The following is a 15732-nucleotide window of genomic DNA, read 5'->3' as shown; positions in this document are numbered from 1 at the left end:
CGGGCCGCCCGGCACCGAACCCGGGGGGCCCACTGGTGCAGGGCGGACATGACGCGGAGGACTCCGCGCGCAAGGCCGACCGGGGGCGGGCCCGGCCGGTGTGCCCGGTCGGCCGCGCGGCGGACGGGACGTGGCAGGTGCACGATTACGCGCTCGCGCGGGCACTGCTGCGCGGCCCCGGCACCGTGCAGGCCGGTCTCGGCATCGAGACGGTGGAGAAGCTCCCGCCCCGAGTCCGCCGGCCCGTGCTCTACCGGGACGGCCCCGAACACCGGGAGCACCGTCGGCAGACCGCGCGCTTCTTCACTCCCCGCCGGGTGGACGAGCACTACCGCGACCTGATGGTCCGTATCGCGGACGAGCAGTTGGGGATTCTGTGCGCAGCGGGCGAGGCCCAGCTCTCCGATCTCGCCTTCGAACTGGCCATCGGCGTGGTGAGCGAGGTCGTCGGGCTGCGGTACGGCCGGCCCGGCATCCGCCGCAGGCTGGAGCGCTTCTTCCCCGAGGAGTTCGGCGAGCCCGGCCTGACCAGTGTGCGGGGCGTCCACTGGATGGTGCGGCAGAACATCAACTGGCTCCGCATCCACCTGGCCGATGTCCGGCCCGCCATCCGCGCGCACCGTCGCCGCGAGCACGACGACCTGATCTCCCACCTGATCGCGGAGGGCTGTTCCAACGCGGAGATCCTCGGTGAGTGCCTGACGTTCGCCGCGGCCGGCATGGTCACCACGCGCGAGTTCATCTGCCTGGCCGCCTGGCACCTGTTCACGGACGCCGAACTGCTCGACCGCTACCGCTTGGCGGACGAGACCGGGCGCCTCGCCGTCCTGCGGGAGCTGCTGCGGCTGGAGCCGGTGATCGGGCGGTTGCGGCGGCGTGCCACCGAGACCGTCGAACTGTCCTCTCCCGACGGGCCGGTGACCGTCTGCCCCGGCGAGTACGTGGAACTCTTCCTGGACGACGCCAACGCGGACCGGGAGGCCGTGGGCGACAACCCGCTGCTGGTCCGGCCCGACCGCGCCGCGGAGGTCGGTGCGGGGCTCTCCTTCGGCGACGGACCGCACCGCTGTCCCGGGGCACACATCGCCCTCCTGGAGACCGATGTCTTCCTCAGCCGTCTGTTCGCCCTCGACGGTGTCCGGATGAGCGGGGATCCGCGCGTCGCCTTCCAGGAGGCGATCGGCGGGTACGAGATCCGCGGGCTGACCGTGGCACTCCCCCGGGCCGGTCGTCGCTGACCGGCCCGGGGCCCGGTACGGAGGGGGTTCGGTACGGCGTCAGCCGCCCAGCGCGCCGAGGACGACGAGCTTGGCCTCGTCCTGCACCTGCCGGAGGTGGTCCGCCCCGAGGAACGACTCACCGTAGATCTTGTAGACGTCCTCGGTACCGGAGGGGCGGGCCGCGAACCAGGCGTTCTCGGTGGTCACCTTGATGCCGCCGATGGACGCGCCGTTGCCCGGTGCCTCGGTGAGCACGGCGGTCACCGGCTCCCCGGCGAGGGTGTCGGCGGTGACCTGGGCCGGGGACAGCTTGGCCAGGCGGGCCTTCTCCTCTCGGCTCGCCGGGGCGTCGATACGGGCGTAGGCGGGTTCGCCGAAGCGCGCGGTGAGGGCGGCGTACTGCTCGGAGGGCGTCTCGCCGGTGACGGCGGTGATCTCGGAGGCGAGCAGCGCCAGGATGATGCCGTCCTTGTCCGTGGTCCACACCGAACCGTCCCGGCGCAGGAACGACGCCCCGGCGGACTCCTCGCCGCCGAAGCCGAGCGTGCCGCCGACCAGCCCGTCCACGAACCACTTGAAGCCCACGGGTACTTCGACCAGCCGCCGGCCGAGGTCTGCGGCGACCCGGTCGATCATGCCGGAGGACACCAGCGTCTTGCCGACGCCCGCGTCGGCGGGCCACTCGGCGCGGTGTGCGTAGAGATAGGCGATGGCGGTGGCGAGGTAGTGGTTGGGGTTCATCAGCCCGGCGTCCGGGGTGACGATGCCGTGCCGGTCGGCGTCCGCGTCGTTGCCGGTGGCGATGGTGAAGCGGTCGCGCTGTTCGATGAGCGACGCCATGGCGTGCGGGGACGAGCAGTCCATGCGGATCTTGCCGTCCCAGTCCAGCGTCATGAACCGCCAGGTGGGGTCGGTGAGCGGGTTGACGACGGTCAGGTCGAGGCGGTGCTGCTCGGCGATGCGGCCCCAGTACGCGACGGAGGCGCCGCCCAGCGGGTCGGCGCCGATCCGTACGCCCGCCGACCGGATCGCGTCGAGGTCCAGGACGCTCGGCAGGTCCGAGACGTAGGCGCCGAGGAAGTCGTAACGGCCGGTGCCGGGCGCGGCGAGCGCCCGGGCGTAGGGGACGCGCCGTACGTCCTTCAGTCCGGCCGCGATGATCTCGTTGGCCCGGTCCTGGATCCAGGAAGTCGCGTCCGAGCCCGCGGGGCCGCCGTTCGGTGGGTTGTACTTGAAGCCGCCGTCGGCGGGCGGGTTGTGCGAGGGGGTGACGACCACACCGTCGGCGAGGCCCGAGGCGCGGCCGCGGTTGTGGGTGAGGATGGCGTGCGAGACCGCCGGGGTGGGGGTGTAACCGTCCGCGGTGTCGATGAGGACGGTCACGTCGTTGGCGGCGAACACCTCCAGCGCCGTGATCCTCGCGGGCTCGGACAGGGCGTGCGTGTCGGCGCCCAGGAAGAGCGGACCGTCGGTGCCCTGGGCGGCGCGGTACTCGCAGATGGCCTGGCTGGTGGCGGCGATGTGGTCCTCGTTGAACGCCGCCGCCAGGGACGATCCACGGTGCCCGGACGTGCCGAAGGCCACGCGCTGTCCGGGCTCGGCCGGGTCCGGGTGCAGGGCGTAGTACGCCGTCACCAGCCGGGCGACGTCGATCAGGTCCTCGGGGCCGGCCGGCTTCCCGGCTCGGTCATGCTGCATTGCGCCCACTCCTCCGCATCGGTCGGGACTTTGCTCGCGGTCCCATCTTCCCCTGTCCGGGGAGCGGTGCCGGACGTCCGGGCCGATGGTGAGGTCACGTGATGACGGATGTGGCGCTGCTGCGGCTGCCGACGCCTCGCCCGCGCACCGGCCGGGCGAGCGGTGACGAGGACGGGCCCGTGCCCGCCCGGTCCGGCCGACGAGCGTGTCCCGCGCGTCGAGGGGAGTGCCCGTGCTCTTCGCCGTGCCCCCCGCCGGCGCCTGGCTGGACGTCACCGTCGTACCCGGCGCCCCGGGTGCGCCGCACGCCCTGGGGCAGCGGTGTGTTCGCGTTCGGCCCGGCGAGGTTTCGAGGCCGTCGACGAGCCGGGCACCGTGCCGCGGCCGTCCGGTCCGGGGCACGGGCCCGAGGCGTCAGATCCGGCCGCCGGTGAGGCGGGTGAGTGGACCGTGCGTGTGGCGTCCCGCGCGGCGGCCCACCGCGTACGAGGCGGCGCTCAGGGCGGTGATGCCGGCTCCCACGCCCGCGGCGACGAGCTTGCGGTGGGCGATGACCGTCCACGCCGTCTTCGCCGTGGACGCGACTTGCCCCGAGGTCGTGATGACCGCCTGGCGGCCCGCTTCGACGCCCTTGGCCGCCGTCTGCACGGCGCCGTTCGCGGCCTGAGCCGAACGCTGGGCACCGGCCTTGGCCGCTGACGCCGCGTCACCGGCCTTGCCCGCGGCGGCCTGTCCGGCCCGCGAGGCGGGGGCGGTCGCCTTGTCCGCGGCGTCGCGGGCCTTGGACCCGGCGGTCCGTGTGGTGTTGGGCTTCTGGTTCGTGTCCTTGTTCGGATCGCTCATGGACACCGCCTTGCCTCTCGCACGGACGGCAAACACGTGCGGCGGGTTCAGCGGCCCGCGGTCGGCGCGCGGGGCTCCGGCTCACCCGGTCACGGCCGCGCAGAACCGGCAGAGCGTGAAGCCGGATCCCCGGCCCGAAAGGGTCAGGCCGAGCGGTGCGACCACAACCACCGGCCGTGCGCGCCCGAGAGATCCACCGCGTGGTGCACCAGGGCGTCGAACGACACCCTGGTCCGGCCACCCGCGCGATGCCCTCCGGAGGTGGCGAGAATGGTCGGTTCCGGTGCGCTCATGAGGGTGGTCCTGACGACCTGACGGTCGGGCACGGCCGTCGGTTCGCGGGAGCCGTCGGTTCCCTCAACCCCGCTGGCTGCCTCGGCCCTTGAGGGAACATCTCCCCGGACGCCGTCCGGTGACGCCTACGTCACCGCCGCGGTCGGCGGCAGCTGGGCCGGGCTCACCTGCTCGCCCAGCACCTGGGCCATGAACTGCACCAGCCACCGCTGCGCGGGGCTGCGCGAGGACTCGTGCCGTGCGTACAGGGCGATCTCGATCGGCTCGGTCTCGAAGGGCAGCCGCACCAGGCGCACCCGGTGGGAGGCGGTGAAGACCTCCCCGACGTACTCGGGGACGATGGCGATCAGGTCGGTCTGCTCCAGCAGGTAGGGCAGCATCGAGAAGCGGGTGGCGTCCACGGCCACCCGCTCCAGCAGCCCGTGCGCGGCCAGCACCGCCCGGGGTGCGACGTGCCCGCTCGGCCCGAAGACCGTCGCGTGGTGCTCGGCCGCGAGGTCCGGCAGCGTGACCGCGTCGCCCCTCACGCGCGGATGGTCCGCGGCGACCATGAGGACGTAGCGCTCCCGGAAGAGCGGGATCCGCACGGTCAGGTGCGAGGTGATCACCGGGGTGGCCACGAACGCGTCGAGGTCGCCGCGGCGCAGCTGGCTCTCGGCGTCCTCCACGTCGAACGGGCGGACGGTGAACGACACCCCCGGTGCCCGCTCGCGGGCCGCGGCGAGGAGCCTCGGCAGGAGGGTGGCCTCGCCGAGGTCGGAGAGAGCGATCGTGAAGCGGCCCGCCATGGTCCCGGCGTCGAAGGCGTCGCCCTGCCGGACCGTTCCGTCGATCTCCGCCAGAGCGCGCTGCAACGGCTCGTACAGCCGCCTGGCGCCGGCCGTGGGCGTCAGTCCACGCCCGTTGCGGCGGAACAGCTCGTCGTCGAAGTGCCGCCGGAGCTTGCCCAGGCTGTAGCTGACGGTGGGCTGCGTGACGTGGAGTGTCTCGGCGGTGGCGGTGACGCTCCCGGTCTCGTACAGGAGGACGAAGACGCGGGCCAGGTTGAGATCGAAGGTGCCCATATCGATGAACTCTATATCTGCGTGCCGAAACATCTATTGGTGCCCATGTCGCGGGGTGCCTAGCGTGTCCGGCGTCACTGCGAAAGGAACCGTCCGTGCCATCCGTGCGTCGTGTCTCCCACGATTTCCTGGAGCGCCAGGGGCTCACCACCGTCTTCGGCAACCCGGGCTCCAACGAGCTGCCCTTCCTCGCCGAGCTGCCCGAGAGCTTCCGCTACGTCCTCGGCCTGCACGAGGGCGCCGTCGTGGGCATGGCCGACGGCTACGCCCAGGCCACCGGCCACCCGGTCCTGGTCAACCTGCACGCCGCCTCGGGTTCGGGCAACGCGATGGGCGCGCTGACGAACGCCGTGGCCTCGCGCACCCCGCTCGTGGTGGTGGCCGGCCAGCAGGTGCGGCCCGCCATCGGCCCGGAGGCCAACCTGGCGAGCGTCGACGCGCAGACCCTGATGAAGCCGCTGGTCGGCTGGGCGGCGGAGCCGGCGTGCGCCGAGGACGTGCCGCGCGCCCTCGCCCAGGCCGTCTTCGAGGCGCGGCTCCAGCAGCGGCCGACGTATCTCTCCGTCCCGTACGACGACTGGTCGGCCGAGGCCGGCGACAACGCCCTGGCCGTGCTCGGCCGGCGGGTCGAGCGGGCCTCCGTGCCCGGCCCTGAGCACGGCCGCCGGCTCGAGGAGCAGGTCGCCTCCGCACGGCGCCCCGCCCTCGTGCTGGGCGGCGACATCGACTCGGCCGGCCTCTTCGACGACGCCGTCCGGCTGGCCGAACGCCTGGGCTGCCCGGTGTGGGCGGCGCCCTCGCTCTTCCGGCTCCCCTTCCCCAATCGGCACCCGCAGTTCCGGGGCGTGCTGCCCGCCGGGATCGCGCCGGTCTCGCGGGCCTTCGAGGGCCACGACCTCGTGCTGGTACTGGGCGCGCCGGTGTTCCGCTACCACGAGTACCTCCCCGGCCGGTACCTCCCGGAGGGCACCCGGCTGATCCAGGTCACCGAGGACGCGTCGGCCGCAGCCCGGGCACCGATGGGTGAGGCGCTGGTCGCCGATCCGGGAGCCGTCATCGACCTGCTCCTGAAGTCGCTCGGCGAGCCCGCGACGCCCGCCGAGGCGTACCGGTCCGCGCCCGAGCCGCTCACCGCCGAGGGACCGGGCCTCCACCCCGAACAGGTCTTCGCGGCGCTGCGCGACGAACAGCCCGAGGACACGGCGTACGTCGTCGAGTCGACGTCGACCAACTCCGCGTGGTGGCGCCAGATGGACCTGCGCCGTCAGGGCTCGTACTACTTCCCGGCGGCCGGCGGACTCGGCTTCGGCCTGCCCGGGGCGGTCGGCGTCGCGATGGCCCAGCCCGACCGTCCGGTCGTCGGTGTGATCGGGGACGGCTCGGCGAACTACGGCATCACCGCCCTGTGGACGGCCGCGCAGCACCGGGTTCCGCTGACCGTCGTACTGCTGCGCAACGGCACGTACGGGGCGCTGCGCTGGTTCGGCGGTCTGCTCGGCGTGCCGGACGCTCCCGGGCTGGACATCCCGGGACTGGACTTCACCCGCATCGCCGAGGGCTACGGCGTCCGCGCCCAGCACGTCGGCGGGGCCGAGGAGCTGCGTGCCGCACTCGCCGAGCGGCCGGACCACCCCCGTCTGATCCAGGTGGACACGGCGCTCACCACGCCCTCCTGACCCCGACAAGCACGTGGAAGACTCCCGAGGAAAGGGCACATGATGACATTCCTGGACAGCGACGTCTGGGGCCGGAAGTTCTTCAGCGACGGCTGGCAGGACTCCCCCACCGAGCACCCGGTGACCGAGCCGGCCACGGGCGACCGCCTCGGCGCGGTCGGCCTCGCCACGGCCGAGGACGTGGGCCGCGCCGCCGCACGGGCCGCCGAGGCCCAGCGCGAGTGGGCGGCGGCCCCACCGCAGCAGCGGGCCGCCGTGCTGCGCCGCGCGGGCGAGCTCTTCACCGGGCACGCCGCCGAGATCGAGGACTGGCTGGTGCGTGAGGCCGGTTCGGTGCGGTCCAAGGCCGGCTTCGAGGTGGGGCTCGCCGTGGGCGAGTGCTTCGAGTGCGCGGGCCTGCCGACGCACCCTCAGGGCGAGGTACTCACCTCCGAGGAGGCCCGCTGGTCGCTCGCCCGCCGCCGCCCCGCCGGTGTCGTGAGCGTCATCGCGCCCTTCAACTTCCCGCTCATCCTCGGCCTGCGTTCCGTGGCGCCCGCGCTCGCCCTCGGCAACGCCGTGCTGCTCAAGCCGGATCCGCGCACCGCGGTGAGCGGCGGTGTCGTCATCGCCCGCGTCTTCGAGGAGGCCGGGCTCCCCGCCGGCGTCCTCCACCTGCTGCCGGGTGACGGCTCGGTCGGCCAGGCCGTCGTCGAGGCTCCCGAGGTCCGGGTCGTCTCCTTCACGGGTTCCACACCGGTCGGCCGGGCGATCGGCGAGCGGGCCGGGCGGCTGCTGAAGCGGGCCCACCTGGAACTGGGCGGCAACAACGCGCTGGTCGTGCTGCCCGGCGCGGACGTGCCCAAGGCCGCCTCGGCGGGGGCGTTCGGCTCGTACCTGCACCAGGGGCAGATCTGCATGACGACCGGCCGGCACATCGTGCACGAGTCGCTGGTGGAGGAGTACACCGCCGCGCTCGCCGCGAAGGCCGAGGCCCTGCCGGTCGGGAACCCGGCCCGCGAGGACGTGGCGCTCGGCCCGATCATCGACCGCCGTCAGCTGGAGCGGGTGCACGGCATCGTCACCGACAGCGTCGCGGCGGGCGCGAAGGTCGCCGCCGGCGGCGAGATCGCCGGCGCCGGCTACCGGGCGACCGTGCTGAGCGGCCTGACGACCGAGATGCCCGCGTGGCGGGAGGAGATCTTCGGTCCGGTCGCCCCCGTCATCTCCTTCTCGACGCTGGAGGAGGCCGCGCGGATCGTCAACGACTGCGAGTACGGGCTGTCGGTCGGCATCCTCGGGGACGTCGGCACGGCGATGAAGCTCGCCGACCGGATCGACTCCGGCAAGGTCCACATCAACGAGCAGACGGTGAGCGACGAGCCGAACGCCCCGTTCGGCGGGGTCAAGGCATCCGGCACCGGGTCCCGCTTCGGCGGCGCCGCGGCCAACGTCGAGGCGTTCACCGAGACCCAGTGGGTCACGGTCCGCCCGGACATCGCCGACTACCCGTTCTGATCCGTCCGGCCGTCCGGCCGCCCCGGCCGGACCGGATCCGCTCACTCACACCCGTCCCCGGGGGGAGAGTCACCATGGCTTCCGCCACCACGTCCGACGCGCCCGCGCAGCCAGGCCGCGCCGGCAGCAGCACCTGGACGGTGATCCTGTGCTGGATCACCGTCCTGCTGGAGGGCTACGACCTCGTCGTCCTCGGCGCCATCATCCCCACCCTGCTCAAGACCCACCATCTCGGCATGACCGCCGGCGACGCCACCACCGTCGCGACGCTGTCGCTCGTGGGCGTGGCCATCGGCGCGGTCTGCGTCGGCCCGCTGGCCGACCGGCTGGGGCGCCGCCGCCTGCTCATCGGCTCGGTGGTGCTGTTCTCGCTGTTCACCATCGTGGTGCCGCTGGCGGACTCCGTCGCGATGTTCGCCGCGCTCCGGCTCGCCGCCGGTCTGGGCCTGGGCGCCTGCATGCCCGTATCGCTCACGATGATGGCCGAGCACATGCCGGCCAGCCGCCGGGCACGGGCCAGCACCCTGACGATGACCGGCTACCACACCGGTGCGGTGATCACCTCACTGCTGGCCCTGCAGGTGACGGACAACTGGGAGATCCTCTTCTACCTGCTCGGCGTCGTCGGCCTCGTGGTCGCCGCCATCCAGTGGTTCAAGCTGCCGGAGTCGGAGGCCTTCGTCCGGGCCAAGCAGGACGGGGCTCAGCGGGTGCCGTTCACCGAACTGCTCAAGCCGGCGTACCTGCGTGCGGGCATCGGCATCTGGGTCGCGTCGTTCATGGGGCTCCTGCTGGTCTACGGCCTCAACACCTGGCTGCCGAAGCTGATGAACGACGCCGGCTATCCCGTGCCGACCGCCGTCACCCAGCTCCTCGTGCTCAACGTCGGCGGTGTCGTCGGCCTTGTCCTCGGCGGGTTCGTCGCCGACCGGCGGGGCATCAAGGGCACCACGATGGGCTGGTTCGCGGTCTCGGTGGTCATGCTGGCGTGCCTGAGCATCAAGATGGAGAGCGACCTGCTGCTCAACGTGGTCGTCTTCTTCACCGGCGTGTTCGTCTTCTCGGCCCAGGTGCTCGTCTACGCCTACGTGACGAACTTCTACCCGGCCTCCGTGCGGGGCACCGCGCTCGGCTCGGCGTCCGGGATCGGCCGGATCGGCTCGATCGTCGGCCCGTCGATCACCGGCGCCCTGGTCTCCTCCGGGGTCGGTCACCCGTGGGGGTTCTACTTCTTCGCCGCGGTGGCGGTCTTCGGCTTCCTGGCGGTGCTCACGCTTCCGCGCACCTTTGCGGGTGGCCGGGCGGAGGCGGTCGAGGCCGCCGCCTGACACCTTGGGCACGCGCGACGGGAGCAGCCGGGCGACTCCGCCCGACTGCTCCCGTCGCGCTTCTTCGGTTCCTGTTGCGGTTGTTCTCCCGGTTCTTCTCTCGTGTTGTTCCGGTGGGTCTTCTCGCGGTGGTTCCCGCGGCGTTCCGGGGTGGCGCTCAGTCGCGGTCCACGTCCTCACGCAGGATCTTGCCGTTCGTCGCGTCGACGTCCACGGTCGTCTTGTTCCAGTTGTCGGTCGACACGACGTCGACGGACCACAGGAGCTGCTGGTTGTCGTTCTCGTCCAGCTCGACGCCGGTGACGGTGCCCTTGGTCTTGTCGGTGGCCACCTTGACGGCCTGCTCCGGCGTCTGGGTCGCCTTCTTCAGCCGGTCGGCGAGCTGCTGCTTGTCGTCCGCGTCCTGGTCCTCGGCCTGGGTGCGGAAGACCTTGCCGGAGACCGCGTCGACGTCGATCCGGTGCACCGTGCCGTCGGGGGCGGCGACCTTGGCCTCCCACTCGGGGGCGCCCTGGCTGGGGGCCGGGTTCGGCATGCTGGGACTGGGCGAGCCGGTCGACGCGGTGGCCTCGGCGGACGTGGGCTTCAGTTCGAGGTCGACGAGCTTGCCCTCGGGGACCTCCTTGACGGCGGTTTCGGCCGCCTTGTCCCAGGTGACCTTCGCCTTCGGGACCAGGGCCTCGCGCTCGGACTGGTCATCGGTCAGGGTCTCCGAAGGAGAGGGGGAGGCGGTGTCGGTGGCAGAAGCGGTGTCGGTGGGAGAAGCGGTGTCGGTGGTGGAAGCGGTACTGGTCGGGGACGTGGCGGGGGGAGGGGGAGTGGTCTGAGCCGCCTCGGCGACACTGGAGCGTGTCGTGTCGGCGTTCGTGCAGCCGGTCATCAGGAGGACGGAACTGCCCAGGGCGCAGATGACGGCCATCGAACGAAGAGGCGGAAGACGTCGCACAGAGCTCATACACCTCTCCGTAACCGTATGACCTTCTCGCCATACCGGTCAGGGCGGGAAACCACCGCAATGGCCGATATGTCTCACGGGGCCGGTACGAGGCGGGGCCCGGTGTCTTCCAGCCACTCCCGGTAGGCGGTGGACTGGCGGGCCACCTCCCAGTACGCCTCCTCCAGCGCCGGGTAGACGGCGTCCAGCTCGGCACGGGTGCGCGCGGCCAGCAGCAGGCGCACGCCGAGGGGGTCGCCGCAGAGGCGACGTACCGCCATGTCGGGGCGTGACCGGGAGCTGGGCTGGCAGACGGTCACGACCTCGCCGGTGGCGACGAGGGAGGCGGCGGTGTGGTAGTCGCCGTGCAGGACGCGCGGGTCGAGGCCGACGGCGCGCAGCATGCGGTGCACTCCGTCCCACTCGCCGTCCACGGTGGGGTCGACCATCCAGCGGTCGCCGGCCAGGTCGGCGAGGCGGACCACGGAGCGGGCGGCCGCGGGGTGGTCGGCGGGGAGCATGACGAACTGCGGTTCACGTTCGACGAGGACCCGTGTCCGCAGGCCTTCGGGAACGTGCAGCGGGCAGCCCTCGACCTCGTGCACGAAGGCGACGTCGAGCTGGCCGTCGGTGACCGCGCGCAGCAGCGCGTTGGCGGAGACGTCCATCTGGAGCGTCGGTTCGAGGCCCGGCTGTCTGAGCCGGCGCAGCCAGCCGGCCAGGGCACGGCTGGCCGTGGAGCCGACGCGCAGCCGGCTGTCGCCGCCGGCCGCGGCGGCGCGGGCCTCGCGCACCAGGGTGCGCATGTCGGCCAGCAGCGGACGGGCCCGGCCGAGGACGGTCCGGCCGAGCGGGGTGGGGCGGCAGCCGGTGCGTTCACGGATGAACAGCGGCCCTCCCAGGGACTGTTCGATACGGCTCAACTGAGTGCTCAAGGTGGGCTGGGCGACGCCGAGTTGACGTGCCGCCCGGTGCAGGCTGCCCGCGTCGGCTATGGCGCACAGTGCGCGTAGGTGCCTCACCTCGAGCTCCATGCAGGGAGCGTAAGGCGCAACAGTTGGTAGCACCAGGTGAACAAAACGCGGCGGATCAGGGCGAGTTCTGCACTCCGGTCCAAGCTGTCCCCGGCCGATGTGCGGCGCGAGTGATAGCCCTGCCCTATCACCTGTTGCCATCATCACAGCGGCTCACGGGCGCTCCACACTCACCGGTGACGACTTCTCCCCACTCCCCCACGCAAGGAGTCATCGATGCGTATCGGTCTGCCCCTGCTGTCCACCGCGGTCGGCCTCGGCCTGACGGCGGCCGTGCTCGGTACCGGTCCCGCCGCGACGGCCGCCGCGCCTCAGCCCCAGGTCCGGGGCGCCCACGTCGGCTACCAGCCCTCCGCCGGCTCGGGCGAAGACGCCGCCGCCAACCGGGCGTTCTTCGAGGCGGTCATCAAGTCCGTCGCCGAGAAGCGTGCCGCCGACCCGACGTCGGCGGCGGCCGTCACCGTGTACTACAGCGCCACCAACGCGCCCAGCTTCCGCTCTCAGATATCCCGCTCCACCCAGATCTGGAACAGCTCGGTGTCCAACGTACGGCTCGCGGAGAGAAGTTCGGGCGCCGACTTCGCGTACTACGAGGGCAACGACTCGCGCGGCTCGTACGCCTCCACGGACGGACACGGCAACGGCTACATCTTCCTCGACTACCGGCAGAACCAGCAGTACGACTCGACCCGCGTGACCGCCCACGAGACCGGGCACGTGCTCGGTCTGCCCGACCACTATTCCGGTCCGTGCAGCGAGCTGATGTCGGGCGGCGGCCCCGGCCCGTCCTGCACCAACGCCTACCCGAACGCCAACGAGCGCGGCAGGGTGAACCAGTTGTGGGCCTACGGCTTCAAGGCCGCCCTCGACAAGGCGCTGCAGAAGACCTCGCGGCGCTGAGCGCCCGGGACGGACACACGTGGGGGCGGTCCGGCCGGACCGCCCCCACGCACGTGTGCCACCGCAACGCGTCCCAGGACGCCGCCCGCGGACAGGTCGCCCCGAGGGCGGCAGCGTTCAGGGACGCGTGACGGCGGGCAGCGCGCCGAGCACGGCCCGGTGGACGGCCCGTGCCAGCCGGGCTCCCCACTCGGAGCGCGGGCCGGCGAAGGCGTGGACCGCGGTGCCGGCCCGGGGGGCGCGGGCGGCGACGCACACGGCGTCCGTGGGCGTGCCGGAACAGTCGAGGCCGGACTCCAGCAGCGCCTGGACCTTGGCCTCGGTCGCCGTCATCACGGCGTTGACCAGTGCGGCGTCGCTCAGCGCCACCGGCAGCGCGGCGAGGATGTTGATGGTCCCCGGTGCGGCGGCCGCGGTGGCGCCCTCCTCGGGTGAGGCCGCCCATCCGCGTACCGAGATGCCCGCGGTCACCACGGCTTCCGCACCGCCGTCCCGCGCCCGGGCAGAGGCGGACACGTCCGCCGCCGTCATCAGGCCCACCCCTGGCCCCCGGACGCCGGCGGCGTGAGCGAGGTCGGCCAGGTGCCGCGCCGGGTCGGTGCGCCGGTAGCCGTGGGCCACCTGGGCGTTGAGCACCCAGGCGCCCTCGGCGATGCCGCCCCCCAGCACGGCGCTGCTGGCCATCCGCCAGCCCGGCCCCGATCGCCACAGCAGGGCGTGCAACCGTTCGCCGTCCTCCACACGTGTCAGGCACTCCGGGTGCAGGAGGCGGGGCCCGGTACGGGGCGGGGGCAGGAGGGCGGGCACCGGTCGGGGCTCCTAGCGGCGGTCAGGGAACGGGGATCAGCGGACAGGCGTCCGGGAGCGGGGATCAGCGGACAGGCGTCCGGGAGCGGGGATCAGCGGACAGGCCTCGGGGGCGGGGACGGACCGGACGATCGTACTCAGTGCCGTGTTCACGGGGCGGACCGCCCGGCCCGTGAACACGGGGCGCGTTGCGGACCCGGGACCGGGCGCCTTCACTGAACACAACTGCGCCACCAGGCGTCGGATCGGAGGCCGCAATGCTGTCCCACACCCTGGAGCATGGGGTCCTGGTCATCACGGTGGAGCAGGACCCGGGAATCGACGGGCGGGCCACCTTGACCACGCACATCACCAACCTGGTCGACGCCCATCAGCCGACCCCCGTCGTCATCGTCCTCACCGAGCGGGCCTCCGGCCACGCCGCGGTCAGTGCCGTGCTCCGTGCCCACCAGTGGTGCGCTCGGCTCGGTGTCCTGATGTGCGTCGTCACCCACAGCGCGCCCGTCCGGCGGCTGCTGGAGAACAACGCCGACACCTCCGGTCGGCGGCTGGTCGTGCACGCCCGTGTCGACACCGCCATCACCACCGCGTTCACCGCGGCGGCCTAACGCTGCCGTACGTGATTCCCGGGGCGGCGTGTCGCCGGTGCGGGAGCGTGTGGCCGCGTCCCGCTACTGCTGTCCGAGCCAGAGGTCGGGGCCGAAGACCTCGTAGTGGATGGCCTGCGCCGGCACCCCGCGGCGCAGCAGGTCGCCGCGGACGGCGCGCATGAAGGGCACGGGGCCGCACAGGTAGGCGGTGAGCCCCGGGGGCAGTTCGAGAGCGGCGATGTCGGCGCGGCCGGCCGATGCCCGCGGTGCCTGGTCGCCGGGCTCTTCGTACCACAGGTGGAGCCGTGCGTCGGGCAGCGCGCGTATCAGGTCGAGCTGTTCCTGCCGGTGGGCGTGGTCGGCGGGGGTGCGGTCGGCGTGGACGACGATCACCGGGCGGGTGGCGCCGCCGGTGGCCAGGTGGTCGAGCATGGCCAGCATGGGGGTGACGCCGATTCCGGCGGAGGCCAGCAGCAGCGGACCGTCGTCCTCGGCCAGGGCCAGGTCGCCGAAGGGTGCGGACACGGTGAGCACGTCGCCCTCACGGGTGTGCGCGTGGAGCCAGGACGAGACCTCGCCGTCCGGCTGCCCGTCGCCCTGGACGCGCTTGACGGTGATGCGCCAGTCGGACCGGCCTGGCGCCGCGGACAGGCTGTACTGGCGGATCTGCCGGGAGCCGTCGGGCAGTTCCGACCGCACGCTGACGTACTGGCCGGGACGGAAGGGCTCGGTGGGGCGGTCGTCGGCCGGCCGGAGTACGAGGGAGACCGCGTCGGGGCTCTCCTCGCGCCGCTCGGCGACCTCCATGCGGCGCCAGACGTCTCCCTCGGCGACCCCGGCCTCCTGGTAGAGGCGGGTCTCGACGGCCACGAGCGCGTTGGCCATCAGCCAGTAGACCTCGTCCCAGGCCGCGGCGACCTCGGGGGTGACGGCGTCGCCGAGCACCTCCGCGATCGCGGCGAACAGGTGGCGGTGGACGATCTTGTACTGGTCGGAGGTGACACCGAGGGAGGCGTGCTTGTGCGCGATCCTGGAGAGCATCACGTCCGGGCGGGCGTCGGGGCGTTCCAGCAGCATGCCGGCGAACGCGGCGATGGAGCCCGCCAGGGCCCGCTGCTGCTCCCCGTTGGCCTGGTTCCCCCGGTTGAACAGGTCACGCAGCAACTCGGGGTGGGCGTCGAAGAGCTTCTGGTAGAACAGCGTGGTGATGTCACCGATGGCCGCTCCTACCGCCGGAAGGGTGGCCCGGACCACGGGGACGGACTGTTCGGAGAGCACAGCGACTCCTTGATTGGTAGGTGATATTCGTGTTTTCGGTCACGGCTCGGCACCGGCTCGTCGGCGCACTGCCCGACGGCCGGCCGTCCGGTCATCCGGAGGGGCGGTCCGTCAGCCCGATCAGGACCGGGCCGGTCGGCGAGGCCACCAGATCGGTCACGGTCAGCGGGTCGAGCGCGGCGTAGAACGCCTCCTGCGCGTCCCGCAGCGCACCCCTGAGCCGGCAGGCCCCTCGCAGCGGGCACGGCGGATCGCCCTCACAGGCGACCACCTCACCGTCGCCCTCGAGTTCGCGCACCAGCCGGCCCACCGAGGCGTGCCGGCCCAGGTCGGTCAGTGTCAGACCGCCGCCGCGACCGCGCCGCGCCTCCACGATGCCGAGGTGCTGCAGACGCGTGATGGCCTTGGCCGCGTGCGTGTACGGCACGCCGACGATCTCGGCCACCTCGCGGGTGGTCGGCAGGTCGTCACCGTCTCTCACGACCGCCAGGCGCATGACGGAACGCAGCGCCAGGTCGGTGAACTTCGTCAGCCGCACAATCCGGACGCTATCAAATACGCATAATGGA

14 protein-coding genes and 1 pseudogene are annotated in these 15732 nt (G+C 72.7%); 6 read left to right on the top strand and 9 right to left on the bottom strand.

What is annotated here, in order from left to right:
• Window positions 1-32: 32 nt before the first annotated feature.
• Window positions 33-1238, top strand: coding sequence for a cytochrome P450 (locus ACH4F2_RS12625; protein WP_398132859.1), 1206 nt, complete (start codon window positions 33-35; stop codon window positions 1236-1238).
• Window positions 1239-1277: 39 nt separating this feature from the next.
• On the opposite strand, the gene pgm is transcribed toward ACH4F2_RS12625, so the two are convergent.
• The 4 genes and pseudogenes from pgm to ACH4F2_RS12605 all read right to left on the bottom strand — a co-directional run bounded on the left by pgm (window position 1278) and on the right by ACH4F2_RS12605 (window position 5119).
• Window positions 1278-2918, bottom strand: coding sequence for a phosphoglucomutase (alpha-D-glucose-1,6-bisphosphate-dependent) (gene pgm, locus ACH4F2_RS12620; RefSeq protein ID WP_398132704.1), 1641 nt, complete (start codon window positions 2916-2918; stop codon window positions 1278-1280).
• A 414-nt stretch (window positions 2919-3332) separates the two neighbouring features.
• Window positions 3333-3761 (bottom strand): hypothetical protein, encoded by a 429-nt coding sequence (locus tag ACH4F2_RS12615; protein WP_398132703.1) that lies wholly within the window; start codon window positions 3759-3761, stop codon window positions 3333-3335.
• Between the two features lie 170 nt (window positions 3762-3931).
• Window positions 3932-4054, bottom strand: a pseudogene (locus tag ACH4F2_RS12610) (peptidase E); the annotation flags it as partial.
• A gap of 126 nt (window positions 4055-4180) precedes the next feature.
• Window positions 4181-5119 carry a LysR substrate-binding domain-containing protein gene (locus ACH4F2_RS12605; RefSeq protein WP_398132702.1) on the bottom strand — a complete coding sequence of 313 codons (939 nt, stop codon included), beginning with the start codon at window positions 5117-5119 and terminating at the stop codon, window positions 4181-4183.
• A gap of 95 nt (window positions 5120-5214) precedes the next feature.
• Between ACH4F2_RS12605 and mdlC the strand changes: the two genes are divergently transcribed.
• The 3 genes from mdlC to ACH4F2_RS12590 all read left to right on the top strand — a co-directional run bounded on the left by mdlC (window position 5215) and on the right by ACH4F2_RS12590 (window position 9620).
• Window positions 5215-6795, top strand: a complete 1581-nt coding sequence (mdlC, locus tag ACH4F2_RS12600) for a benzoylformate decarboxylase (RefSeq protein WP_398132701.1) — start codon at window positions 5215-5217, stop codon at window positions 6793-6795.
• Between the two features lie 42 nt (window positions 6796-6837).
• Window positions 6838-8292, top strand: coding sequence for a benzaldehyde dehydrogenase (locus tag ACH4F2_RS12595; protein ID WP_398132858.1), 1455 nt, complete (start codon window positions 6838-6840; stop codon window positions 8290-8292).
• 74 nt (window positions 8293-8366) lie between these two features.
• The gene (locus ACH4F2_RS12590; protein WP_398132700.1) at window positions 8367-9620 is read left to right on the top strand and encodes an MFS transporter; all 1254 of its coding nucleotides are present in this window, start codon (window positions 8367-8369) and stop codon (window positions 9618-9620) included.
• Between the two features lie 157 nt (window positions 9621-9777).
• Here the strand turns inward: ACH4F2_RS12590 and ACH4F2_RS12585 are convergent, their stop codons facing one another.
• A complete protein-coding gene (locus ACH4F2_RS12585; protein ID WP_398132699.1) occupies window positions 9778-10575 on the bottom strand; it encodes a PepSY domain-containing protein in 798 nt (265 codons plus the stop codon).
• A 74-nt stretch (window positions 10576-10649) separates the two neighbouring features.
• A complete protein-coding gene (locus ACH4F2_RS12580; protein WP_398132698.1) occupies window positions 10650-11588 on the bottom strand; it encodes a LysR substrate-binding domain-containing protein in 939 nt (312 codons plus the stop codon).
• 216 nt (window positions 11589-11804) lie between these two features.
• Here ACH4F2_RS12580 and snpA point away from each other — a divergent pair, with 216 nt between their 5' ends.
• Complete coding sequence (snpA, locus tag ACH4F2_RS12575; RefSeq protein WP_398132697.1) at window positions 11805-12488, top strand: snapalysin; 684 nt, start codon at window positions 11805-11807, stop codon at window positions 12486-12488.
• 117 nt (window positions 12489-12605) lie between these two features.
• Here the strand turns inward: snpA and ACH4F2_RS12570 are convergent, their stop codons facing one another.
• Window positions 12606-13295, bottom strand: coding sequence for an adenosylcobinamide amidohydrolase (locus ACH4F2_RS12570; RefSeq protein WP_398132696.1), 690 nt, complete (start codon window positions 13293-13295; stop codon window positions 12606-12608).
• A 257-nt stretch (window positions 13296-13552) separates the two neighbouring features.
• Between ACH4F2_RS12570 and ACH4F2_RS12565 the strand changes: the two genes are divergently transcribed.
• On the top strand, window positions 13553-13903 hold the full coding sequence (locus tag ACH4F2_RS12565) for a hypothetical protein (RefSeq protein WP_398132695.1): 351 nt from the start codon (window positions 13553-13555) through the stop codon (window positions 13901-13903).
• 63 nt (window positions 13904-13966) lie between these two features.
• On the opposite strand, the gene ACH4F2_RS12560 is transcribed toward ACH4F2_RS12565, so the two are convergent.
• Window positions 13967-15163 carry a globin domain-containing protein gene (locus ACH4F2_RS12560; protein ID WP_398132694.1) on the bottom strand — a complete coding sequence of 399 codons (1197 nt, stop codon included), beginning with the start codon at window positions 15161-15163 and terminating at the stop codon, window positions 13967-13969.
• 91 nt (window positions 15164-15254) lie between these two features.
• Window positions 15255-15701: a nitric oxide-sensing transcriptional repressor NsrR gene (gene nsrR / locus ACH4F2_RS12555; protein WP_398132693.1), complete on the bottom strand. Its 447-nt coding sequence runs from the start codon at window positions 15699-15701 to the stop codon at window positions 15255-15257.
• Between the last annotated feature and the right edge of the window lie 31 nt (window positions 15702-15732).

It is taken from the genome of Streptomyces sp. NPDC017890, from assembly GCF_044328675.1.
GTDB lineage: Bacteria > Actinomycetota > Actinomycetes > Streptomycetales > Streptomycetaceae > Streptomyces.
This window is presented reverse-complemented; position numbering and strand designations above follow the sequence as displayed.

Coding starts and splice junctions, on each gene's coding strand:
- pgm (WP_398132704.1), bottom strand. CDS start 2,918: ATGCAGCATGACCGAGCCGGGAAGCCGGCCGGCCCCGAGGACCTGATC.
- ACH4F2_RS12615 (WP_398132703.1), bottom strand. CDS start 3,761: ATGAGCGATCCGAACAAGGACACGAACCAGAAGCCCAACACCACACGG.
- ACH4F2_RS12605 (WP_398132702.1), bottom strand. CDS start 5,119: ATGGGCACCTTCGATCTCAACCTGGCCCGCGTCTTCGTCCTCCTGTAC.
- ACH4F2_RS12595 (WP_398132858.1), top strand. CDS start 6,838: ATGACATTCCTGGACAGCGACGTCTGGGGCCGGAAGTTCTTCAGCGAC.
- ACH4F2_RS12590 (WP_398132700.1), top strand. CDS start 8,367: ATGGCTTCCGCCACCACGTCCGACGCGCCCGCGCAGCCAGGCCGCGCC.
- ACH4F2_RS12585 (WP_398132699.1), bottom strand. CDS start 10,575: ATGAGCTCTGTGCGACGTCTTCCGCCTCTTCGTTCGATGGCCGTCATC.
- ACH4F2_RS12580 (WP_398132698.1), bottom strand. CDS start 11,588: ATGGAGCTCGAGGTGAGGCACCTACGCGCACTGTGCGCCATAGCCGAC.
- snpA (WP_398132697.1), top strand. CDS start 11,805: ATGCGTATCGGTCTGCCCCTGCTGTCCACCGCGGTCGGCCTCGGCCTG.
- ACH4F2_RS12565 (WP_398132695.1), top strand. CDS start 13,553: ATGCTGTCCCACACCCTGGAGCATGGGGTCCTGGTCATCACGGTGGAG.